The following is a 22,597-nucleotide window of genomic DNA, read 5'->3' as shown; positions in this document are numbered from 1 at the left end:
CCGCAGATCGACAGCCCCCCTCACAGGAATGCCGGAAATCAGCGCGGGGCGATGACCATGACCATCATGCGGCCCTCGACGCGGGGCATCTGCTCCACCTTGGCGATGTCCTGCAGCTGGTCCCGCACGCGGATGAGCACGTTCATGCCGAGATCCTGGTGCGCCATCTCACGCCCGCGGAATCGCATGGTCAGCTTGACCTTGTCGCCTTCTTCGAGAAAGCGGGTGGCGGCGCGCATCTTCACATCGTAGTCGTTGTCATCGATGTTCGGGCGGAGTTTGATCTCCTTCAACTCGATGATCTTTTGCTTCTTACGCGCCTCGTTCGCCTTCTTCTGCTCCTCGAACCGGAATTTGCCGTAGTCGAGGATCTTGCAGACAGGGGGCTCGGCTTGCGGTGCGATCTCGACCAGATCGAGTTCGGCGTCCACCGCGGCATTGAAAGCGTCGCGCAGCGACACGATGCCGATCATCTCGCCGTCGGCGCCCACGAGGCGCACTGTGCGGGCCGTGATTTCGCGGTTAAGACGTGGGCCTTCGCGGACGGGTTCCGCGTCATAGAGCTTGGCTATGTCCGTCTCCTGGGTTTGTTGCTGGGAGTGCCCCGGGACTGGCGTCAGCACCGGGGCGCGAGGGTCGCGACCACTCCGGCGTCATACGAATGCCGCTGATCGAGAGTGACCAAGCAGTCATGCAAATTCTCTTGCCGACGCGCGTAGCACACCGATGCAACATTCTGGCCTGGTTCGAAAAGAGCATGCGTGCGCGGACACACGTCAGGATCGGAGACGTGAAGGGCGGCCAAAGCCGCCCCTTTTCCCATCACCAAGCCCGTGGCGCTCAGAGCGCCCGCAGGTTTTCGGCCGACACCTTGCCCCGCTTCTGATCGCGCACGGCCTCGAACGAGAGCTTCTGGCCCTCATTGAGATTGCCAATGCCCGCCCGCTCGACAGCGGAAATGTGGACGAAAACGTCTGCCGTGCCGTCATCCGGCTGGATGAAGCCAAAGCCCTTGGTCGAGTTGAACCACTTCACGGTACCATTAGCCATGGGTCAGTTCCCTTTCTGGCGTTGCCCCGCCCCACATGAGGGGAGCATCAAATTCACTGCGGGAAGAGACCCAGACCCAAAATTGAGGCTGGAACACACATAACCCATAGCATCTTCGATTACACCATTATCGGGACTGGCACAGCTTCTTACAAGCGGAAACTGAGAGTGGTCCGCGCAGGCGGTGTCCGGGGAGGTGGTACACGATCTGTGGAGAACCGGCCCACGGTGGCCGCCTGACCATGCCGGCCAGACCAGCCGGAGACCAATAGAGCGACCCAACTCCTACACTACGCCTCGGGGCACGATCCACCAGCAGGCTCAGGCGGTCGCGCATCCGCCCGTACCACGTCGGCAGCCGGCCGCTTGCCACGGCACGGCGGTCGGCGCCCCAAGCCAGCGCCAGCGCGGCGATCAGCGCCGGGACGGTCACCGGGTGCGGCAGCAGGATGGCCGTCCAGCCGAACAGGGAGGGGACCACGCCCCACATGAGCCATGCGGCGGCGCGCTCCTCGTCCGGCGGGGCGGCGAGCACCCGGCCCCGGTGCACCGCGCCGATGAAGGACAGGATGACGGCGCCGTAGACCGTCACGGCTCGCACCGCTTCCGCCCGCAGCGGCCCGTCGAGCCCCCACGCCGGCGCGCTGCCCGCCGCGAAGGGAATGAGGCCGAGATAGGAGAGGAGGCGGACCGTCCCCGCTGCGCCACCCGTCGCCGCACTCATCGTCCGTCCTTCCGCCCTGCACGTGGAATCGGCCCGCACCCGTACGCCCGACGCGGCCTACCGGATCACCGGTCATGGCTCGTCCGCGCTCCTGGCCGTCGGGCAGGGGCGGCCCGGGTCTCTGGCATGACCGCCGCCGATTCGCCCCCGCCCGCCCTCACCGGTTTCGACTACCCCATCCGCGCCGTCGTCGTGGGTGCGGGGGGGGGGGGCGGTATCGGGGCTGCGATGACGCGGCGGCGGCTGGCCGAGCCCGCCGTGCGGCTCACCACCGGCACGCTCGACGTGACCGGCGAGGCGTCCATCGCTGCCGCGGCGGAATCGGCGGGGACGGCAGACCTGGTCTTTGTCGCGGTCGGGCTTCTGCATGGTGACGGGGGCAGCCGGAAAAGACCCGGCGCGCGCTCGATCCGGACGCCCTGGTGCACCTGTTCCGCGTCAACGCCGTCGGGCCGGCTCTGGTCGCCAAGCACTTCCTGCTGTTGCTGCCGCGCCGGGGGAGCGCTGTCCTTGCCGCCGTCTTGGCCAGGGTCGGCAGCATCGCCGACAACCGGCTGAGCGGCTGGTACGGCTACAGGGCCACCAAAGCGGCGCTCAACCAACTCATCCGCATGGCCTTTATCGAACTGGTGCGCACCCGGCCGGACGCGCTGTGCGTCGCCCCGCACCCCGGCACCGTCGACACCGCGCTGTCCGGGCCGTTCCGGGTCGGCGTCCCGCACGGCCGGCTGTTCACGTCGGATCAGGCCGCGGTGCACCCGCTGCGCGTGCCGGACGCGCTGGCCCCGGCCGACAGCGGCGGGTTTTCGCCCGGGACGGCCGGCGCCTGCCGTACTGACGTCGATGGCGGCGGGAGGGAAGAGATGCACCGGCGCGTCGGCGTTGATAGGTTCGCGGGGCCGCCTCCTGTGTCCGCTCACCCTCCCGACCGCCGCCGGTCCGGCTCTTACACCGCTGTCATGCCTGGAGGCGTGAAGCGGCGCGGGAGTATATGATGAAGGACAGAACCGATCCGATGCGGCTCCGGCCGATGATCGCCGGTCCCCCGGCCCGTGCGTGCGCGATTTAACCCCCCGGTAAGCAGCCCGGCGCAAGGTGGGGCCGACGCGACCTGAACGGTGACGTTGCCCCATGACCGTGCTGATCCACGCCGTCTATGCGCTCGCCTACACCGTCGCCGGCGTCTCGCTGGGGTGGGCGCTGCCCTACATGCGGCCGGAGTCGGACCCGCTGGTGGGCTGGCTGACCGGCGCCGCGGTGGTGCTGGGCGGCGGGCTGGTGCATGAGGCGGTCAACCGGCGCGGGCGCGAGCATGCCCTGCGCCGCCGCCTGTCCCGCCTCGCCGAGGCGGTGGAGGCGCTGAGCGGGGACCTCGGCCGCCAGCGCGCCGAGGTGGCCCGCCTGGAGGCGGCCCTGGCGGCGGCGCGCAGCGCCGAGGGCGGCGTGCGCTACGACGCGATGATGCAGGAGATGAAGCTCCTGCACTCCCTGGTCAGCCGGCTGCACGACCGCCGCACGGCGGCCGCACAGCCGCTGGTTCCCGTGCAGGCGCCACCGGTGGTGGCCGCCGCCGCTGCTCCGCCGGAGGCGAGCGGGCCGGACGGGGCCGCCCTGGACGACGCCTCGGTCCTGGAGGCGGTGCGCGACGCGCTGAAGGCCGACCGCATCGACATCCATCTGCAACCGGTGGTCAGCCTGCCCCAGCGCAAGCACCGGTTCTACGAGGTCTACTCGCGGGTGCGGGCGCGCGACGGGTCGCAGATCCTGCCCGACCGCTACATCGCCATCGCCGAACGCGAGGGGCTGATCGCCACCATCGACAACCTGCTGCTGATGCGCTGCATCCAGCTCATCCGCGAGACGGAGCGGCGCGGGCACCCGGTGGCCTTCTTCTGCAACATCGCGCCGGCCAGCCTGGGCGACGGCGAGTTCATGCGCCAGTTCCTGCACTGCATGGCGCAGAACCAGACCCTGGTGCCCAAGCTGGTGTTCGAGCTGGGCCAGGACGACCCGGGGACGGGGGAGGGGGCGACGCTGGCCATCCTGGCGCAGCTTGCCCGCACCGGCTTCCGATTCTCCATGGACCAGGTCCGCGACCTCGACGCCATCGACGTCGACGCGCTGGCGCGGCGGGACTTCCGCTACCTCAAGCTCGACCGCGCCCGCCTGCTGGACCCGGCCGTGCGCCCGCGCGTCCGGGCGTTGCTGCGCGCCTGCAAGGAGCACGACATCGACGTCATCGTCGAGAAGATCGAAACCGAGGCCCAGCTCGTGGAACTCCTCGACCTCGGCATCGACTACGGCCAGGGCTACCTGTTCGGCGAACCGCGTCCGGCGCGCAAACCGGGCTGAACCGCTGCGGCTGTTCGGCCGTTCGTCGGATCGGCGTTTCGCCGGACCGCCCGGGGCATTCGGCCGATGCCGGCGGGAAGGGGTTGTTCGCGGCGGCGGACAGGCTACCCTTTGCCCGGACGCGTCAAGAAAAGAAACGGGAGGGACCCGCCATGGCTCTGCGGGCCGAGCAGCTCAAGGACGAACTGACCGAAGCGGTGATCCGCCATGTGCACGGGCGGCTCGACCGCGACCGCGCGGGCATGGCGGAGCGCTTCGTGCGCGCCTTCTACGCCAACGTGCCCCCCGACGACATCGTGCAGACACCGGCGGAGCAGCTCTACGGCGCCGCCATCGCCATGTGGCAGTGGGGCCAGCGGCGGCGGCCCGGCGTGGCGAGCGTGCGCGTCTACAACCCCCGCATCGAGGAACACGGCTGGACCTCCCACCGCACGGTGGTGGAGATCGTCAACGATGACATGCCGTTCCTGGTCGATTCGGTGACGGCGGAGCTGAACCGGCAGGGGCTGTCGGTGCAGCTCGTCATCCACCCGGTGGTGCGGGTGACCCGGGATGACGGCGGCGCGCTCACCGGCCTGATGGAAGGGAACGGCCGGGATGCCGAGGGGGCGCTGGCGGAGTCCTTCATGCATGTGGAGGTCGCCACCCACACCGACGCCGCGACGCTGGAGCGGGTCCGGGCCGGGCTGGAAGGGGTGCTGCACGACGTGCGGGTGGCCGTCGCCGACTGGCGCCCCATGCGCGGCCAGCTTCGCGAAGCCCTGGCCGAGGCCGAGGCCATGCGCATCGTCCTGCCGAGCGAGGAGGTGGCCGAGGCCGAAGCCTTCCTGCGCTGGATGGACGAGGACCACTTCACCTTCCTCGGTTACCGCGAGTACCGCTTCGACGACGAGGCCGGAACCGGCGAGCCCATGCTGCGCATGGACGCCGCCAGCGGGCTGGGCATCCTGCGCGACAGCGACTACACGGTCTTCGACGGGCTGCGCCACTTCCGGACGCTGCCGCCGGACGTGCGCGACTTCCTGCGCCAGCCGCGCGTGCTGATGGTCACCAAGGCCAACCGGGCGGCCACCGTGCACCGCTCGGTTCCCATGGATGCGGTGCTGGTGAAGCGCTTCGACGCCGCGGGCGCCATCGTCGGGGAGCGGCTGATCGTCGGCCTGTTCACCTCCTCGGCCTACAACCGCAGCCCGCGCGACATCCCGTTCCTGCGCCACAAGGTGTCCGGCGTTCTCAAGCGCGCCGGCTTCGACCCCAGGAGCCACGACGGCAAGGCGCTGCTGAACATCCTGGAGAACTATCCCCGCGACGAGCTGTTCCAGGTCGGCGTCGAGGAGCTGTACGAGACCGCCATCGGCATCCTGCACCTGCAGGAGCGCCAGCGCCTCGCCCTGTTCGTGCGCAAGGACCCGTTCGAGCGGTTCTGCACCTGCCTCGTCTACGTGCCGCGCGACCGCTACGACACGGGGCTGCGCCTGCGCATGCAGGAGATCCTGGAATCCGCGCTCAACGGCACCTGCAGCGGCTTCACCACGCGGGTGGCGGAAAGCGTGCTGGCGCGCGTCCGCTACACCATCCGCACCGAACCCGGCCGGGTGCCCGCCATCGACACCGCCGCCATCGAGGAGCGGCTGGTCCAGGCGGCGCGCGACTGGAGCGACCGCCTGCGCGATGCCCTGGTCGAACTGCGCGGCGACGAGGCGGCGACCCGGCTCATGGCCCGCTACGGCGCCGCCTTCCCCACCGGCTACCGCGAGGCGTACTCGGCGGAAGCGGCGGTGCACGACATCGACCGGGTGGAAAGCGTGCTGGCGCGCGGCCGCGTCGCCATCAACCTCTACCGTCCCCTGGAGGCCGACCCCGACGAGGTCCACTTCAAGCTCTACCACGAGGGGCATCCGGTGCCCCTGTCCGATGTGCTGCCGATGCTGGAGCACATGGACCTGCGGGTCATCACCGAACTGCCCTTCGAGCTGGCCCCCGCCGACCGGCCCGGCGCGGTGTGGATTCACGATTTCGTCACCCGTTCCCAGACGGGGATGCCGGTCGACTGCGCCCTGGTCAAGGACAGCTTCCAGGAAGCCTTCTCGGCGGTGTGGGAAGGCCGGATGGAGGACGACGGCTTCAACCGGCTGGTCCTGCGCGCCGGTCTCAGCGCCCGCCGCATCACGGTGGTGCGGGCCTACGCCAAGTACCTGCGCCAGGCCCGCATCCCCTACGGCCAGGACTCCATCGAGGCGACGCTGGCCGCCCACCCGCAGATCGTCCGCCTGATCGTCCGCCTGTTCGAGGCCCGCTTCGACCCGGCGCAGGCCGCCGACTCCGCGGCGCGCCAGGCGGACGCGGCCGAGGCCATCGTGCGGGCGCTGGACGACGTGGCCAACCTGGACGAGGACCGCATCCTGCGCCGCTTCGTCAACGCCGTCCAGGCGACGCTGCGCACCAACGCCTACCAGCCCGACACGGACGGCGGGCCGAAGCCCTACCTCTCCTTCAAGATCGACAGCCAGGCGGTGGACGACCTGCCGCCGCCGCGGCCGTGGGTGGAGGTGTTCGTCTATTCCCCGCGCATGGAGGGCGTGCATCTGCGCGGCGGCAAGGTGGCGCGCGGCGGCATCCGCTGGTCCGACCGGCGCGAGGACTTCCGCACCGAGATCCTAGGCCTGATGAAGGCGCAGATGGTGAAGAACGCCGTCATCGTGCCGGTCGGCTCCAAGGGCGGCTTCGTGGTGAAGCGCCCGCCGCCGGCCGCCGCCGGGCGCGATGCCGCCATGGCCGAGGGGGTGGCCTGCTACCGGACGCTGATGCGCGGCCTGCTGGACGTCACCGACAACCTGGACGCCGAGGGGGCCGTGGTGCCCCCCGCGTACGTGGTGCGCCACGATGGCGACGACCCGTACCTGGTGGTGGCGGCCGACAAGGGAACGGCCACCTTCTCCGACATCGCCAACGGCATCGCGCTGGAGCACGGGTTCTGGCTGGGCGACGCCTTCGCGTCGGGCGGCAGCCAGGGCTACGACCACAAGAAGATGGGCATCACCGCCCGCGGCGCCTGGGAGTCGGTGAAGCGCCACTTCCGTGAACTGGGGCGGGACATCCAGACGACACCCTTCACCTGCGTCGGCGTCGGCGACATGTCCGGCGACGTGTTCGGTAACGGCATGCTGCTGTCCCGTTGCACCCGCCTGGTCGGCGCCTTCGACCACCGCCACATCGTCTGCGATCCCGACCCGGATCCCGAGCTGAGCTGGCAGGAGCGCCGGCGCCTGTTCGAGCTGCCGCGGTCCTCCTGGGCCGACTACGACGCGCGGCTGTTGTCGGACGGCGGGCGGATCTTCGACCGCTCGGCCAAGGCGCTGACCCTGACGCCGCAGATCAGGGCGTGCTTCGGCATCGACCGCGACCGGGTGACGCCTCTGGAGCTGATCCAGGCGATGCTGCGCGCCGAGGTGGACCTGCTGTGGTTCGGCGGCATCGGCACCTACGTCAAGGCGGCGGGCGAGAGCAGCGCCGAGGTGGGCGACAAGGCCAACGACGCCGTGCGCATCGACGGCGGCGACCTGCGGGCGAAGGTGATCGGCGAGGGCGCCAACCTGGCGATGACCCAGCGCGGCCGCATCGAGGCGGCGCAGGCGGGCGTGCGCCTGAACACCGACGCCATCGACAACTCCGCCGGCGTCGACACCTCCGACCATGAGGTGAACATCAAGATCCTGCTGGGCGACGTGGTCGGCCGCGGCGACATGACGCTGAAGCAGCGCGACCACCTGCTGGCCGGCATGACCGACGAGGTGGCGGGGCTGGTGCTGACCGACAACTATCTGCAAACCCAGGCGCTGACCATCGCGCAGGCCCGCGGGCCGGAGATGCTGGAGGCGCAGGCCCGCTTCATCCGCGCCCTGGAGAAGTCGGGCCGTCTGAAGCGCCGTATCGAGGCTCTGCCCGACGAGGAGGAACTGGCTGCCCGCACCGCCGAACGGCGCGGCCTGACCCGGCCGGAACTGGCGGTGCTGCTGGCCTACGCCAAGATCACCCTGTACGACGATCTGCTGGCCTCGGACCTGCCCGACGATCCCTTCATGGCGGCCGACCTGGAGCGCTACTTCCCCCGCCCCCTGCGCAAGCCCTACGCCGAGGCCATCGCGCGCCACCGGCTGCGGCGCGAGATCGTCGCCACCACGGTGACCAACAGCGTGGTCAACCGCGTCGGCCCCGTCTTCGTCAAGGAGATGATGGAGAAGACCGGCATGGGGCCGGCCGACGTGACGCGGGCCTACGCCATCGTGCGCGACGCCTTCAGCCTGCGCCCCCTGTGGAGCGCCATCGAGGGGCTGGACAACCGGGTGCCGGCGGAGGTGCAGTCGGCCATGCTGATCGAGACGGTGCGGCTGATGGAACGCGCCGTCGCCTGGTTCCTGATCAACGGCAGCCATCCCCTGGACATCGCGTCGGAGACCGATCTCTACCGTCCCGCCATCGAGACGCTGGCCGCCGGCCTGGACGGCGTGCTGGACGCCGAGGAGACCGGCCGCCTGACCCAGCGCTGCGCCGCCTATGGCGAGCAGGGGGTGCCGGAGGAGGTGGGGCGGCGCGTCGCCAGCCTGCCGGTTCTGGCGGTGGCGCCCGACCTGGTGCGCGTCGCCCGGCAGACCGGGCGCGACGTGCCGGCGGTGGCGGCGGTCTATTTCATGCTGGGCCGCCGCTTCGGGCTGGAATGGCTGCGCGACCGCGCGGCGCTGGTGAAGACCGACAACCACTGGCAGAAGCAGGCCACCGCCGCCATCGTCGATGACCTGTTCGCCCACCAGACCCAGTTGACCGTCCGCGTCCTGGACGGCGCCGGCACCCTGCCGCCCGGGGACCCGGTCGAGCACTGGATCGCCCGCCGCCGCCCGGTGGTGGAGCGGGTCGAACAGCTCCTGTCCGAACTGCGCACCCAGCCGGCGGTGGACCTCGCCATGCTGGCGGTGGCCAACCGGCAGCTCAGGGGATTGACCGCGGGGTGATCGGGGCGCGGCCGTCCGCACCCCGGGTCGCCGGCGTCCGCGAGCCTTCCGGCGACAAGGCCGGTGCGACGCGATACACTCCGCCTCCCCTTTGGGAAGCGGAGCGGCGATGGCGTTCGGGTGGCACGTTGCGGGGATGGCGCCGGCGGCCGGCGCGCTGCCCCGGCCGGTGCAGGCGGTGGCGTGGTGGCTGGCGGTGACGGCGATGGCCGCGGCGGCGGTCGCCGGGGCCGCGCTGTGGAGCGAACGCCGCGGCATCGAGGCGTTGCGGGCGGGCGGGGAGCACCGCATCGCCCTCTATGTCAGCAGCCTGGAGGGCGCCATCCAGCGCCACGACTACCTGCCCGTGGTGCTGTCCATGAACGAGGACGTGCGCCGCCTGCTGCGCGATCCCGGCGACGCGGCGCTGCGCGACCGGGTCAACCGCTACTTCGCCACGGTGACGCAGGAGGCGCAGTCGGCCACGCTCTACGTCATGGACGCCTCGGGGCTGACGCTGGCAGCCAGCAACTGGGACACGCCGCAGAGCTTCGTTGGCAGCAATTACGCCTTCCGCCCCTATTTCCGCCAGGCGATGACGTCGGGTCGCGGCCGGTTCTACGCGGTCGGCGTCACCACGGGCACGCCCGGCCTGTTCCTGTCCCACGCCGTCAGCGACGGCGGGCGCACCGTCGGCGTGCTGGCGGTCAAGGTCAGCCTGGACGCGCTGGAGGAGGCGTGGCGCAACGGGCCCGAACGGGTGCTGGTGGCCGACGGGGCCGGCGTCGCCTTCCTGTCGTCGGAGCCGGCGTGGCGCTTCCGCACCCTGGATGATCCCTCGGCGGCGGAGCTGCGGCGCATGAGCCTGTCGCGCCAGTACGCCGGGGTGACGCTGGAGCCGTTGGCCGTGACGGGACGGGGCGACCGGCACGGCGCCCCGGTGCTGGCGATCCGCGACCCCGACGGCCCCGGCACCACCGAGTACCTGATGCAGAGCGTGGCCCTGCCCGGCCCCGACTGGCGCGTGGTCATCCTGTCCGACCCGGCGCCGGTGACGGCGGCGGCGCGCACCGCCGCCGCGGTGGCCGCCTTCGCCGTGGTGTTCCTGCTGCTGGTCGTCCTCTACCTGCGCCAGCGCCGCCGCCGCATCCTGGAGGGCATGGCGGCGCGCGATGCGCTGGAAACCGCCAACGTCGAGCTTCGCCGCGCCCATGAGGAGCTGGAGGTGCGCATCGCCGCGCGCACCGCCGACCTGGTCGCCGCCAACGCGCGGCTGACCCGCGAGGTGGCCGAGCGCGAGCGGGCCGAGCGCGTGCTGCGCGAGGCGCAGGACGAGCTGGTGCAGGCGGGCAAGCTCGCCATGCTGGGCCAGATGGCGGCGGGCATCACCCACGAGCTGAACCAGCCCCTGGCGGCCATCCGCACCTACGCCGACAACGCCGTGGTGCTGTTCGACCGCGGCCTGCACGACGACCTGCGCACCAACCTGGTGCGCATCCCCCATCTGGTGGAGCGCATGGCGCGCATCACCGGCCAGCTCAAGGCGTTCGCGCGCAAGACCAAGGCGCGGGCGGAGCCGGTGCCGGTCGGCCGCGCCGTGCACAACGCCCTGCTTCTGATCGAACAGCGCCTGGCGCCGGAGGGGGTGGAGCTGATCTGCGTGCCGGCCGACCCCGGCATCGCCGTGGTGTTCGAGGAGGTTCGGCTGGAGCAGGTGCTGATCAACCTGTTCCGCAACGCGCTGGACGCCATGAAGGGGCAGCCGGTGCGCCGCCTGAGCATCGCCGTGGAGGTGCGGGGGGAACGGGTGCGCATCCGCGTGCGCGACACCGGCCCCGGCATTCCCGATGACGTGCTGCCGCGCATCTTCGAACCGTTCTTCACCACCAAGGACGCGGCCGGTCTGGGGCTGGGGCTGTCAATCTCGGCCGGCATCGTGCGCGACGCCGGCGGCCAGCTCACCGTGGACGGCGGGCCGGGCGGGGCGGAGTTCGCGGTGGACCTGCCCCGCGCCGGGGCCGGGGAGGCAAGCAGCGTGAGGGGCACGGCATGAAGGTGCTGTTCGTCGAGGACGAACCGGACGTCCGCCTGGGCAGCGAGCAGGCGCTGAAGCTGGCGGGCATCCCCGTGGACGGGTTCGAGCGGGCCGAGGACGCCCTGCCGGCGCTCGAACCCGATGCCGCGGCGGTGCTGGTGACGGACGTCAAGCTGCCGGGCATCGACGGGCTGGAACTGCTGCGCCGCGCCCGTTCGGTCGACCCCGCCCTGCCGGTGGTGCTGGTCACCGGCCACGGCGACGTCTCCATGGCGGTGGAGGCGATGCGCGAGGGCGCCTACGACTTCATCGAGAAGCCCTTTTCCTCCGACCATCTGGTGGAGGTGGTGCGCCGCGCGCTGGAAAAGCGCCGGCTGGTGCTGGAAAACCGCCGCCTGCGCCGCGCCATCGCCGGGCGGGGCGCGCTGGAGGACACCATCCGCGGCACCTCGCCGGCCATCGCCGGGGTGCGCCGGCTGGTGGAGCGGCTGGCCGAGACCGCGGCCGACGTGCTGGTGCTGGGCGAGACCGGCACCGGCAAGGAGCTGGTGGCCCGGGCGCTGCACGAGCTGAGCCCGCGCCGCGCCCGCAACTTCGTGGCGCTCAACTGCGGCGCCCTGCCGGAGAGCGTGTTCGAGAGCGAGATCTTCGGCCACGAGGCCGGCGCCTTCACCGGTGCCATGAAGCGCCGCATCGGCAAGATCGAGCACGCCGACGGCGGCACCCTGTTCCTGGACGAGATCGAGACCATGCCGCTGGCCCTGCAGGTCAAGCTGCTGCGGGTGCTGCAGGACCGGCGGGTGGAGCGCCTGGGGTCCAACGACGCGCGCCCGGTGGATTTCCGCGTCGTGGCGGCGACCAAGGAGGACCTGAAGGAGCTGTCGGACCGCCGGGGCTTCCGCGCCGATCTCTATTACCGCCTCAACGTCGCCACCATCGCCCTGCCGCCGCTGCGCGAGCGGATGGAGGACATCCCCGTCCTGTTCGAGCATTTCGTCACCGACGCCGCGGTGCGCTACGGCCGCGAGCCGCCGGTGGTGTCGCGGGCGCAGATGCAGCTTCTGTGCTCCCACGACTGGCCGGGCAACGTGCGCGAGCTGCGCAACGTGGCGGAACGCACGGTGCTGGGCCTGCTGCGCGAGCCCTTCGCCCCCGGCCGCCCCGACGGTGCCGGTGCCGCGTCGCCCCTGTCCCTGGCGGAGGAGATGGACGCCTTCGAGCGCGGCGTCCTGGAACGCGAGCTCACCCGCCACCGCGGCGACGTCGCCGCCACCTGCGCCGCCCTGCAACTGCCGCGCAAGACCTTCTACGACAAGCTGAAGCGGCACGGCATCGACCGGGCGCGGTTCGAGCGGGGGTAGGAGGGGGCGACGGTCTTGCGGAGGCGTTGACCAACCGGTTGGACGATGCCAGGGTTGGTCGGAATCGACCGGAGAGGTCTGTCATGGACACCGTCAATCAGGACGACGCCAAGATCCATCGGTCGCAGCTCGTGGACCGTGCCGCCGCGGGCGAGGAGATCATCATCGCCCGGTCCGGACGGCCGATGGCCCGGCTTGTGCCGCTGCGGCGGCGCACCGCGCCGCGGCCCCTTGGCCTGCTGCGCGGCCAGGTGACGCCGGGCGATGACTTTGACGCGCCGCTTCCCGCCGAGATGGCGCGAGCCTTCCGGGGTGAGCTGCCATAAGGCTGCTGATCGACACCCGCATCGCGCGACCGCCCCCGGAAAGGCTCTCCCGGGAGGGCCAATGGACAACGTTGCCTCCCGGCCCGTTTTTCTTATCCTGCCGCGCTGTTGGCTCGCGCGGCGATGTCTGCGCAGCGCTCCATGAGCGTCTCGAAAGGCTCGGCTTCCTCAAGGAGGAGCCCGTCGTCGACCATCCGTGCGTAATCTTCTGCGAGAGCTTTCGCGCCATCGCCGCCCGGGACGAGTTGCAAGCCGCCGTTCACGGCCCCGGCATAGTCAATCGGAGATCGATCGACAGCCTTCTCGGCGAAGAACATTGCCTTGTGGCGCGCCACGGCATTGGCCAACTCGCGATCAGCGAAGGCGGTGGCCGCAAAGCCCGCTTCATCCAGACGCGCTACGTCATGCCAGTGCCGTGCAAAACGGTCACCCCGGAGTCGTTCCTGAAGACAGAAGACGTGGATTGCGGTCGCCTTCTCCCAGAAAGTTCGCTCGGCGTGCATGACTCGTGGCCGTGCGGTCGGAAACGTCACCCCATCCACCAGTCCGGCAGCATCGCAGGTGACATCACGCGGGCTCGCCGGCTCGCCCGTTGAGCGCGCGCCGAATTCGAGCATGACGCTCGGAGACACATAGCCCGAGCCCCCCGCCATCGCCTCGTAGTCGATGAAGAGTTTCTCGCCGTCCCTCCGGATCGCCGCTGAGAAGGGGCCTTCTGCCAATGCTTCGGCGATGACCGGCTGAACGGCTCCCATAACCCATTCCGGCAAGCGCTTGCGCACCTCGCTCGTCCAGCGCTTTTCTTCGCTTCGTGTCTTCGGCAGCGCTTCGCTGTTGTCTCCAACGATATTCGGTGCGAGCGCTCGAATGTCGTAGGTCAGATCGACGTCCTCGGAGAACCGCCGAATGACACCGTAGGCCTTCGACAGCGAGGTGCCGCCCTTGAAGACGAGATGTTCGCCGAGGGGCGAGCCATAGAGCGTCGCCAACGCCCACACCACCCACACATCCTTCTCGAGAAGGTGTGCGGGGCGGCCGGAGCGATCAGCCGCGACGCTCAAGGCTTCCCGGCGATCCTCGGCCGGAAGGAGGAGGAAGGCCTCAGCCATGCGCGACCTTCCCCACGCTGCGCGCAAGCCATGTCGGAAGCTGAGGCGCCACGGCCACCAGCTCGCTGAAGGCGGCGGGCGGAAGCGTCCGCTTCAGGGTGTGGAGGGCCGCCTCGACCTTCTCAGGTCCGAGCCAGGCAAGCGCTCTCACCGCCTGACCCGCCGGTCGATGCGGCATAGTGAGCTGCCAGCGAGGGGCGTGGCGAAGTTCGACGATTTGCTTGCCGATGCTGATTTTCCGTGTGCGCCCCGACGTCAGATAGACGGTTCGGACCGGCACCTGGGTCGTAAGCCCAAAGCTATTGGCGGCAGCGGCGCCGCTCGAGACGATGACCTCGCCGCGCTGCGCAGCGAGCGCCTCGACCGCCTGTTCGACGGACGGCGCTCTGGTGCCGAACCGGCTCGTGACCGGCAGCAGGTAAACCCCACGTCCAGCCCGGATCAGTTTTCCCCGCGTGGCCAAGCGCGACAAGGCTTGATCCACCGCGGCGCGATTGCCCAGGTGAAGCAAGCTTTTAGCCGAGACGGGCGTGCCCTCTGGCAGCCGCGTCGCATGCTGAAGGATCTGTTCGGTCAAGCGTTGCACGGCGATTCTCCTGTCAGAAATATATGCAGTTTTCTGACAGTCTTCAATCGGAGGCTTGCAGCGCCGGCAGGGCGCGCCGTTCGGCCGGCGGCGGTCATACACGGCATCACAGTCGCAGGCCGGGCACACCGGGCGCCCGTTCGTCTCCGGTCAGCGGATCGCCGCGAAGACCGTCTCGGCGTCCGTGTCCGATAAGCGCAGCACGGTCGTCAGCGACAGCGTGCGCGCCGCGGCGGTGAGGAGGACGTGCCGGCCTTCGGGACGGCGGGATGTGGCGATCTCCAACACTGTGACCGCCCGAGTCTTCCCGACCACGGCTCCGCTGAGAATCGCCAGGTTCATGCTTTGTCCTTGCCTCGCCGGATCGCCCGCCCGGCCGGGATGGTGGCGGCTATATAAGTCCGCGTTTGCGCCGACCGCGCCGTTGCCGTGTATGATGTGCCGGTGATCGCTTAGCGGAGGGGACGCCACCGTTCGTCACCGCCGGAATCATGTCGCCCGACCGGAGAACGCCCCCATGGAGATCCGACGCCTGGCGTTCCGGGATCTGTCCGCCCAAGCTCTTTACGATCTGCTGCGCCTGCGCCAGGACGTGTTCATCGTGGAGCAGGCCAGCCCCTACGGCGACATCGACGGACGGGACCCCGACGCCGTCCATCTGATGGCCGCGGGTCCCGACGGGGTGCTGATGGGGTGCGCGCGCTGCCTGGGGCCGGAGGGCGAGGCGCCGGGCGTCGTCCGGTTCGGGCGGCTGGCCGTGCATCCCGCGGCGCGCGGCACCGGGCTCGGCCGCCGGCTGGTGGCGGAGGGGCTGGACTGCCTGGCCGGGCACTGGCCCGGCCACGCGGTGGAGATCGGCGCGCAGCTTTACCTGGAAGCGTTCTACGCCGGCTTCGGCTTCCGGCGGATCGGCGGCGTCTACGACGACGCCGGGATTGCGCACGTGGACATGCGGCTGGCGGGGGAAGGGTGATGCCGGGATCGGAGCGTCCCGACTCCGAACCCGCCATCGGCCGCGACGGCGGCCGTGGCCCGTCGGGGCCGAAGCCTGCGTGGCGTATGAACGCGGCGGGAGCCTCCAGACCGCGTCCGACGCGTCGCCGCACCCGCGAAGCCCGTGCCGGAATCCGCACGGCCGCGCCGGCGGCGTGCGGATTTCGGCACGCCGCCGCTCCCTTGTCCGCTGACGGTGCCAGGCTTTCCAACGGTTCGGCCGGCGGATGATCGCTGGCACGGCTCTTGCCCCCATGGGTCCGGACGGCGCCCCCGCGCGCCGCCGCAAACACCGCATGAGGGAGAGACGCACCATGAAGTCCGCGTTTGCCGCCGCCACCGCCGCCGTGTCGTTCGCCGCCGTGTCGTTCGCCACCTTGCCGGCCGGGGCGGCCGAGTTCATCAACGTGCTGACCGGGGGGACCAGCGGCGTCTACTACCCGCTGGGGGTGGCGATCGCCAGGCAGGTGGGCGACGCGCTGCCCGACGCCAAAACCTCGGTCCAGGCGACCAAGGCGTCGGTGGAGAACCTGAACCTGCTGCAAAGCGGGCGCGGCGAGCTGGCCTTCTCGCTGGGCGATTCCCTGAGCATGGCGTGGGCCGGCGACGCCGAGGCGGGATTCCGCCAGAAGCTGGACAAGCTGCGCACGGTCGGTGCCATCTACCCCAACTACATCCAGATCGTGGCGCGCGCCGACAGCGGCATCCGGACGCTGGCCGACCTGAAGGGCAAGCGCGTGTCGGTGGGGGCGCCCAAGTCGGGCACGGAGCTGAACGCCCGCGCCATCCTGGGCGCCGCCGGTCTCGGCTACGGTGACTTCGCCAGGACCGAGTACCTGCCCTTCGGCGAGTCGGTGGAGCTGATGAAGAACCGCCAGCTCGACGCCACGCTCCAGTCGGCGGGGCTGGGCGTCGCCTCCATCAAGGACCTGGCCGTCAGCTCCGAGGTGGTGCTGGTGGAGGTGCCGGCGGACGTGGTCGCCCGCATGGGCGACCCGGTGTACGTGTCCGCAACCATTCCCGCCGGCACCTATCCGGGCCAGGACGGGGACGTCGCCACGGTGTCCGTCGCCAACTACCTGGTGACCCACGCCGGGGTGTCCGACGACGTGGTCCACGCCATGACCAAGGCGGTCTTCGCGCACCCGGAGGCGCTCGCCGCCGCCCACAGCGCCGCCCGCCAGATCTCCGCGGAGCGGGCGGCCGCCCCCATCGCCGTGCCCCTGCACCCCGGCGCCGAGCGCTACTTCCGTGAGGCCGGCCTGCTGAAGTGATACGGGCACCGGGGGGCTCCGGTCCCCCGGCCGCACCGCCGCCCGCACCCAGCCCCGGAGACCCTGCCATGACCAGCCCCGCGCGGCCGCCCGATGGGGCCGCCGCCACCCGCCGCGTCGTCGACCGCGAAAACCCGGCGACGGCCCACCTCGACCTGCCGGCGTGGACGCGCCGCGTCATCTTCGCCCTGTCCGTCGCCTTCGCCCTGTTCCAGTTGTGGACGGCCACCTTCGCGCCGCTGTCCAGCGCCGTGGTGCGGGCGATCCATGTGGGATTCCTGCTGGCCCTGACCTTCCTGCTGTTCGGCGCCGGCCGGCGCCACGAGCGCACGGCGGTGCCCGCGCTCGACTGGATCCTCGCCGCCCTCGCCCTTGCCGTCAGCCTCTACCACCTGGTGTTCGAGCACGACCTGCTGCTGCGCGCCGGTGATCCCACGGCGCTCGACCTGGCGGTGGGGACGGTGACCATCGTCCTGGTGTTCGAGGCGGCGCGGCGCATCCTGGGGCCGGCCCTGCCGATCATCTGCGGCGTCTTCCTGCCCTACGCCCTGCTCGGCCCCATGCTGCCCGATGCGCTGGCCCACCGCGGCTACGGCTTCGACCAGGTGGTGGAGCAGCTCGCCTTCGGCACCGAGGGCATCTACGGCACGCCCATCTACGTGTCCGCCACCTTCATCTTCCTGTTCATCCTGTTCGGCGCCTTCCTGGAGCGCGCCGGCATGATCCGCCTGTTCAACGACGTGGCGCTGGGCATGTTCGGCCACGCCAAGGGCGGGCCGGCCAAGGTGGCGGTGGTGTCGTCGGGCTTCATGGGCACCATCAACGGCTCCGGCGTGGCCAACGTGCTGACGACCGGGCAGTTCACCATCCCGCTGATGACCCGCTTCGGCTACCGCCCGGCCTTCGCCGGGGCGGTGGAGGCGACGGCCAGCATGGGCGGGCAGCTCATGCCGCCGATCATGGGGGCGGCCGCCTTCATCATGGCCGAGACCATCGGCGTGCCCTATCACGAGGTGGCGCTGGCCGCCCTGCTGCCGGCGGTTCTCTACTTCGGCGCCGCCTTCTGGATGGTCCACCTGGAAGCCGGGCTGCATGGCCTGAACGGCGTGCCCAAGGCCGAATGCCCGAGCGCCCTGGCGGCGATCCGCGCGAAGTGGCACCTGATCTTTCCGCTGGTGGTGCTGGTCGCCCTGCTGTTCTCGGGCTTCACGCCGATGTTCGCCGGCGTGATCGGCATCGCCTGCACCATCGTGCTGATCCTCGGCACCGGCACCGCCGGGACGCTGCCGGCGGTGTGGCTGCGCACCGCCTTCTGGATCGGGCTCGGCCTGGTGGCGGCCGGTCTGTGGCGGATGGGGCTGCGGGTGGAGCACCTGGCGGTGGCCATGGTGGGGTTGCTGGTGCTGCCGTCGCTGGCCCTGCGCGGCGGGCGGGAGACGCTGACCCTGCTGGTGCGCAGCCTGGCGGACGGGGCGCGCAACGCCATCGGCGTCGGCGTCGCCTGCGCCCTGGTGGGTGTGCTGATCGGCATCCTGACCCTGACCGGGCTGGCATCCGGCATCGCCGCCGGCATCGTGGAGATCTCCGGCGGCAGCCTGATGCTGGCGCTGGTGCTGACCATGGTCGCCTCGATCGTGCTGGGCACCGGCCTGCCGACCACGGCCAATTACATCATCACCTCCGCCATCGCGGCACCGGCGCTGCTGGAGATGGGCGTGCCGCTGATCGTCAGCCACATGTTCGTCTTCTACTTCGGCATCATGGCCGACCTGACGCCGCCCGTGGCGCTGGCCGCCCTGGCCGCCTCGTCCGTGGCGCGCGGTGCGAGCCATCTGCAGATCGGCTGGATCGCCACCCGCATCGCCATCGCCGGGTACGTGGTGCCGTTCATGGCGGTCTACGCCCCGGCCCTGCTGCTGCAGACCGACGATCCCGTGGCGGTGGTCTACATCGCGGCCAAGGCGGCCATCGGCATCATGCTGTGGGGCGGTGCCTCGGTGGGCTACTTCCTGACGCGGCTCTCCTGGCCGGAACGGGCCTTCGCCACGGCGGCGGCGGCGCTTCTGGTGGTGGCGATGCCGATCACCGACGAAATCGGCCTGGGCATGGCCGCGGCCTTCACCGGCTGGCAGTGGTGGCGCACCCGCCGCGCGGCGGTGCGGGTGCCGGCGGTGTGACCGTTTCAGCGTGACGTGAAGGGCGCCGAAAAGACCCGCGATCCGGCGGGCGGCGGCGCGGACACAGGGGGAGGAAAACCATGCGTACGGCGTTCCGGATGGGACTGGCCGCCCGGCTGTTCGCCGCCTTCGCGGCGGTGGCGGCGCTGACGGTGGCGGGCAGCGGGGTGGGGTGGTGGTCCTACGCGGCGGTGGAGCGGCGCATCGACGCCATCGCCGACCACACCCTGCCGGAGGTGGCGGCGGTGAGCCGCCTGAGCAAGGCCAGCGCCGCCCTGGCCGCCGCCGCCCCCGACCTGGAGGCGGCGGCCACCCCGGCCGACCGCGACGCGGCGGCGGCCCGCATCGCCGGGCGGGCGGCGGCCCTGGCCGACCGGCTGGCCGACCTGGACGGGTTGGATCTGCCGGCGGGGCAGGTGGCGGACCTCGGCGGCGCGGCGCACGGCCTGCTCGCCACGCTGGAGCGTCAGGCGACGGCGGCCGACGACCGCATCGCCCGGCGGCTGCGCCGGCTGGCCCTGGTGGAGACGCTGAACGCCACCCACCAGACTCTTCTTACCGCCATCGAGCCGCTGGCGGCCGGTGCCAGGGGCGACGTGATCGCCGCGGCCGAGGCGCTGACCGACGACACCGCAGCGGCGGCCCGTGCCCTGGTGGAGGCCCACACGCAGGGCCGCGGCGCGGCGACGGCGGAGGCGATGCGGCGGGCGGCCGACGCGCTGCACCGCAACACTGCCTTCGCGGTCAGCGACCTGACCACCGACGCGTTGGTGCGCTTCAGCACCTTCCTGGAATTGAGCGCCCTCACCAACCTGGCCGCCGGCCTGCTCAACGAAGCAGCCAACGGGACGGAGGCGGACCGCCTGCCGGATCTGCACGCCCGCTTCGACCGGGCGGCCGGGGCGATTGCGGCCCTGGTGGCCGACCTGCCGGCCCGCGAGGCGGCGCGGGTGGAGGCGCCGGTCGCCACCCTTCTGAACATCGGCCGCGGCGCCGATGGCCTGTTCGCGGTGCGCGCGGCGGAGCTGGAGGCCATGGGCGCCGGTGCCGTCCTGCTGGCGCAGAGCCGGGCCGGAGCGGCGGCCCTCGACGCCGCCGTGGAGGGATTCGTCGCCGTCACGCTGGCGGCGTCGCGCGACGCCGCGGCGGCGGCGCGGGCGGCCACCGCGTCCGGCCGGCTGTGGCTGGCCGCCGTGGCGGGGCTCAGCATCGTCGGCGCGGTGCTGATCGCCTGGCTCTACGTCGGGCGGGGCATCGCCGCGCGCCTGCTGGCGCTGGCCCGCGCCATGCGGGCGGTGGCCGACGGCAACCATGCGGTGCCGGTGCCGACCGGCGGCCGCGACGAGGTGGCGTCCATGGCCGAGGCGCTGCTGGTGCTGCGCGACGCCGCCGCCGCCGCGGCGCGGGCCAACGAGCGGGTGGAGGAGGAGCGGCGGCGGGCGGCGGACGAGAAGGCGCGCACGCTCCGGGCCCTGGCCGACCGGTTCGAGGCGTCGGTCCGCTCGGTCGCCGGGGCGGTGGCGCAGGCGGCGGGCGGCCTGCACGGCACGGCGCAGGCGATGGTCACGCAGGCGGACGCGGCCGGCCGGTGCACCGGCAGCGCCGCCGCGGCGGCGGCCCGCACCCTGGACTGTGTGCGATCCGCCGGCACCGCGGCCGAGGCGCTGACCGCCTCCATCGCCGCGGTGGAGCGGCAGGTGGCGCTGTCCTCCGACACGGCCGAGCGGGCGGTGCGCGACGCCGAACGCACCGACGCCATCATCCACGATCTGGCCGGAGCCGCCGCCAGCATCGGCGGCGTGGTGGAGATGATCGGCCGCATCGCCGCGCAAACCAACCTGCTGGCGCTCAACGCCACCATCGAGGCGGCGCGCGCCGGCGAGGCCGGTCGCGGCTTCACGGTGGTGGCCAACGAGGTCAAGACGCTGGCCAACCAAACGGCGGCCGCCACCGGCCGCATCGCCGGCCAGATCGCCGCCATGCAGACCGCGACCGGAGAGGCGGTGAGCGCCATCGGCGCCATCACCGAAACGATCCGGTCTCTCGGCGCCCTGTCCGGCACGGTGGCCGACGGCATGCGCGACCAGGCGGCGGCCACCCGCGCCATCGGCGCCGGCGTCCGCGACGTGGCGCGGGAGAACGGGGAGTTGTCCGAAGCCCTTACCACCGTCGCCGCCGGCGTCGCCGCGGGCCGGGCCGCCACCGGCGACGTGCTCACCGCCGCCGAGTCCCTCTCCGCCTGGTCCCGCCGCCTGGACGAGGAGATGCAGGGGTTCGCGGCGTCGATCCGGGCGGTGTAGGGCGCTCCCCGGCCCTTCTGAACGGCACAGTCCGCCCCGCCACCAACGCCGAACGCCCGCCGGAGGAGACCCCGGCGGGCGTGTGGCAGTCGCTGCAGCAGGTGCGCCCGATGTTACTCGGCGGCGGCGGCCGGCTTGCCCATGCCGCGGCCGGTGGTGCGCTCGGCGATGCGGGCCGACTTGCCGCGGCGGTCGCGCAGGTAGTAGAGCTTGGCGCGGCGGACGTCGCCCTTGCGGACCAGCTCGATGGAGTCGATGCGCGGGCTGTACAGCGGGAACACACGCTCCACGCCCTCGCCGTAGCTGATCTTGCGGACCGTGAACGAGGAGTTCACGCCGGCGTTCTTGCGGGCGATGCAGACGCCCTCATAGGCCTGCACGCGCTCGCGCGTGCCTTCGACCACCTTCACGTTCACGCGGAGCGTGTCGCCCGGCGAGAACTCCGGAATGGTCTTGTCGCCCAGGACCTTCTGGATCTGCTCCTGCTCGAGCTGCTGCAACAGGTTCATGGCACTACCCCTTTTCAACCGGCGCGCCTCGCGGCGGACCGTCACTCCATCGGTTTCCGGCGGCCGCGGCGCGCGCGGCCGGTTGCTTCGTCCTCGGCCCGGCGCCGCTCGGCGTAGCGGGACCACAGGTCGGGCCGGCGGCCCGCGGTGATCCGCTCCGCCTCGGCGAGCCGCCAGGCGTGTACCTTCCCGTGGTGACCGGACAGAAGAACGTCCGGCACCCGTCGCTCCACACCCTGCCCGTCGGTCCACACCGCCGGCCGGGTGTAGTGGGGATACTCCAGCAATCCCCGCTCGAAACTCTCCTCGCCCGCCGTCTCCACGTTCCCCATGACACCCGGCAGCAAACGCACCACCGCGTCCATGAGGCAGAGGGCGGCCGGCTCGCCGCCGGACAGCACGAAGTCGCCGAGGCTGACCTCCTCGACCGCGTGCGCCTCCAGCACCCGTTCGTCCACCCCTTCGTAACGGCCGCACAGCAGCGTCACAACCGGGGTCGCCGCCAGTTCCCGGACCAGTTCCTGGTCGAGAACCCGGCCGCGCGGCGACAGGTAGATGACCCGTCCGCGCCCCTCGCGTCCCGGCGGGCCGCAGGCCGCGGTGAGCGCCGCGTCCAGGACGTCGGGCCGCATCACCATGCCGGCGCCCCCGCCGAAGGGGGTGTCGTCGACGGAGCGGTGTTTATCGCGCGCAAACGCCCGAATGTCCACCGTTTCGAGTGCCCAGACTCCATTTTCCAGGGCCTTGCCGGCCAGGCTGTGACCCAGCGTGCCCGGAAACATCTCCGGGAACAGGGTCAGCACCCGCACCGTCCAG

The 22,597-nt window shown here is 71.5% G+C and carries 18 protein-coding genes; 10 read left to right on the top strand and 8 right to left on the bottom strand.

Annotated elements, in window-relative coordinates:
- Positions 1–38: 38 nt before the first annotated feature.
- The 3 genes from infC to G472_RS37630 form a co-directional block, all read right to left on the bottom strand.
- The gene (gene infC, locus G472_RS0125360) at positions 39–572 is read right to left on the bottom strand and encodes a translation initiation factor IF-3 (RefSeq protein WP_029010619.1); all 534 of its coding nucleotides are present in this window, start codon (positions 570–572) and stop codon (positions 39–41) included.
- A gap of 268 nt (positions 573–840) precedes the next feature.
- Positions 841–1,050, bottom strand: a complete 210-nt coding sequence (locus G472_RS0125355; RefSeq protein ID WP_029010618.1) for a cold-shock protein — start codon at positions 1,048–1,050, stop codon at positions 841–843.
- A gap of 127 nt (positions 1,051–1,177) precedes the next feature.
- Complete coding sequence (locus G472_RS37630; protein WP_051341278.1) at positions 1,178–1,774, bottom strand: DUF3429 domain-containing protein; 597 nt, start codon at positions 1,772–1,774, stop codon at positions 1,178–1,180.
- A 422-nt stretch (positions 1,775–2,196) separates the two neighbouring features.
- Here G472_RS37630 and G472_RS39885 point away from each other — a divergent pair, with 422 nt between their 5' ends.
- From G472_RS39885 to G472_RS0125320, 6 genes are all read left to right on the top strand, one after another.
- Positions 2,197–2,769: a Rossmann-fold NAD(P)-binding domain-containing protein gene (locus tag G472_RS39885; protein ID WP_211100255.1), complete on the top strand. Its 573-nt coding sequence runs from the start codon at positions 2,197–2,199 to the stop codon at positions 2,767–2,769.
- Positions 2,770–2,905: 136 nt separating this feature from the next.
- Positions 2,906–4,126 (top strand): EAL domain-containing protein, encoded by a 1,221-nt coding sequence (locus tag G472_RS35590; RefSeq protein WP_035693714.1) that lies wholly within the window; start codon positions 2,906–2,908, stop codon positions 4,124–4,126.
- A 152-nt stretch (positions 4,127–4,278) separates the two neighbouring features.
- Entirely contained in the window at positions 4,279–9,132 is a 4,854-nt protein-coding gene (locus G472_RS0125335; protein WP_029010617.1) for an NAD-glutamate dehydrogenase, read from the top strand.
- Between the two features lie 109 nt (positions 9,133–9,241).
- Entirely contained in the window at positions 9,242–11,164 is a 1,923-nt protein-coding gene (locus tag G472_RS0125330; RefSeq protein WP_051341277.1) for a sensor histidine kinase, read from the top strand.
- Positions 11,161–12,507: a sigma-54-dependent transcriptional regulator gene (locus G472_RS0125325; RefSeq protein ID WP_029010615.1), complete on the top strand. Its 1,347-nt coding sequence runs from the start codon at positions 11,161–11,163 to the stop codon at positions 12,505–12,507. Before G472_RS0125330 ends, G472_RS0125325 begins: the two co-directional genes overlap by 4 nt.
- Before the next feature lie 83 nt (positions 12,508–12,590).
- The gene (locus tag G472_RS0125320) at positions 12,591–12,833 is read left to right on the top strand and encodes a type II toxin-antitoxin system Phd/YefM family antitoxin (RefSeq protein ID WP_029010614.1); all 243 of its coding nucleotides are present in this window, start codon (positions 12,591–12,593) and stop codon (positions 12,831–12,833) included.
- Between the two features lie 92 nt (positions 12,834–12,925).
- Here the strand turns inward: G472_RS0125320 and G472_RS0125315 are convergent, their stop codons facing one another.
- The 3 genes from G472_RS0125315 to G472_RS0125305 form a co-directional block, all read right to left on the bottom strand.
- Positions 12,926–13,942, bottom strand: a complete 1,017-nt coding sequence (locus G472_RS0125315) for a nucleotidyl transferase AbiEii/AbiGii toxin family protein (RefSeq protein ID WP_029010613.1) — start codon at positions 13,940–13,942, stop codon at positions 12,926–12,928.
- Positions 13,935–14,528 (bottom strand): DUF6088 family protein, encoded by a 594-nt coding sequence (locus tag G472_RS0125310; RefSeq protein ID WP_029010612.1) that lies wholly within the window; start codon positions 14,526–14,528, stop codon positions 13,935–13,937. Before G472_RS0125310 ends, G472_RS0125315 begins: the two co-directional genes overlap by 8 nt.
- Positions 14,529–14,678: 150 nt before the next feature.
- The gene (locus tag G472_RS0125305) at positions 14,679–14,870 is read right to left on the bottom strand and encodes a hypothetical protein (RefSeq protein WP_029010611.1); all 192 of its coding nucleotides are present in this window, start codon (positions 14,868–14,870) and stop codon (positions 14,679–14,681) included.
- 175 nt (positions 14,871–15,045) lie between these two features.
- Between G472_RS0125305 and G472_RS0125300 the strand changes: the two genes are divergently transcribed.
- The 4 genes from G472_RS0125300 (at position 15,046) to G472_RS40695 (ending at position 21,272) form a co-directional block, all read left to right on the top strand.
- The gene (locus G472_RS0125300; protein ID WP_029010610.1) at positions 15,046–15,501 is read left to right on the top strand and encodes a GNAT family N-acetyltransferase; all 456 of its coding nucleotides are present in this window, start codon (positions 15,046–15,048) and stop codon (positions 15,499–15,501) included.
- A gap of 334 nt (positions 15,502–15,835) precedes the next feature.
- A complete protein-coding gene (locus tag G472_RS0125295; RefSeq protein WP_029010609.1) occupies positions 15,836–16,795 on the top strand; it encodes a TAXI family TRAP transporter solute-binding subunit in 960 nt (319 codons plus the stop codon).
- Between the two features lie 68 nt (positions 16,796–16,863).
- Positions 16,864–18,972, top strand: coding sequence for a TRAP transporter permease (locus tag G472_RS0125290; protein WP_051341275.1), 2,109 nt, complete (start codon positions 16,864–16,866; stop codon positions 18,970–18,972).
- A gap of 80 nt (positions 18,973–19,052) precedes the next feature.
- Positions 19,053–21,272, top strand: coding sequence for a methyl-accepting chemotaxis protein (locus tag G472_RS40695; RefSeq protein ID WP_156927253.1), 2,220 nt, complete (start codon positions 19,053–19,055; stop codon positions 21,270–21,272).
- Between the two features lie 113 nt (positions 21,273–21,385).
- Here the strand turns inward: G472_RS40695 and rplS are convergent, their stop codons facing one another.
- Entirely contained in the window at positions 21,386–21,781 is a 396-nt protein-coding gene (gene rplS, locus G472_RS0125280; RefSeq protein ID WP_029010606.1) for a 50S ribosomal protein L19, read from the bottom strand.
- Positions 21,782–21,822: 41 nt separating this feature from the next.
- Complete coding sequence (gene trmD, locus G472_RS0125275) at positions 21,823–22,563, bottom strand: tRNA (guanosine(37)-N1)-methyltransferase TrmD (RefSeq protein ID WP_245593598.1); 741 nt, start codon at positions 22,561–22,563, stop codon at positions 21,823–21,825.
- Positions 22,564–22,597: the final 34 nt, after the last annotated feature.

It is taken from the genome of Azospirillum halopraeferens DSM 3675 (assembly GCF_000429625.1).
Lineage (GTDB): Bacteria > Pseudomonadota > Alphaproteobacteria > Azospirillales > Azospirillaceae > Azospirillum > Azospirillum halopraeferens.
This window is presented reverse-complemented; position numbering and strand designations above follow the sequence as displayed.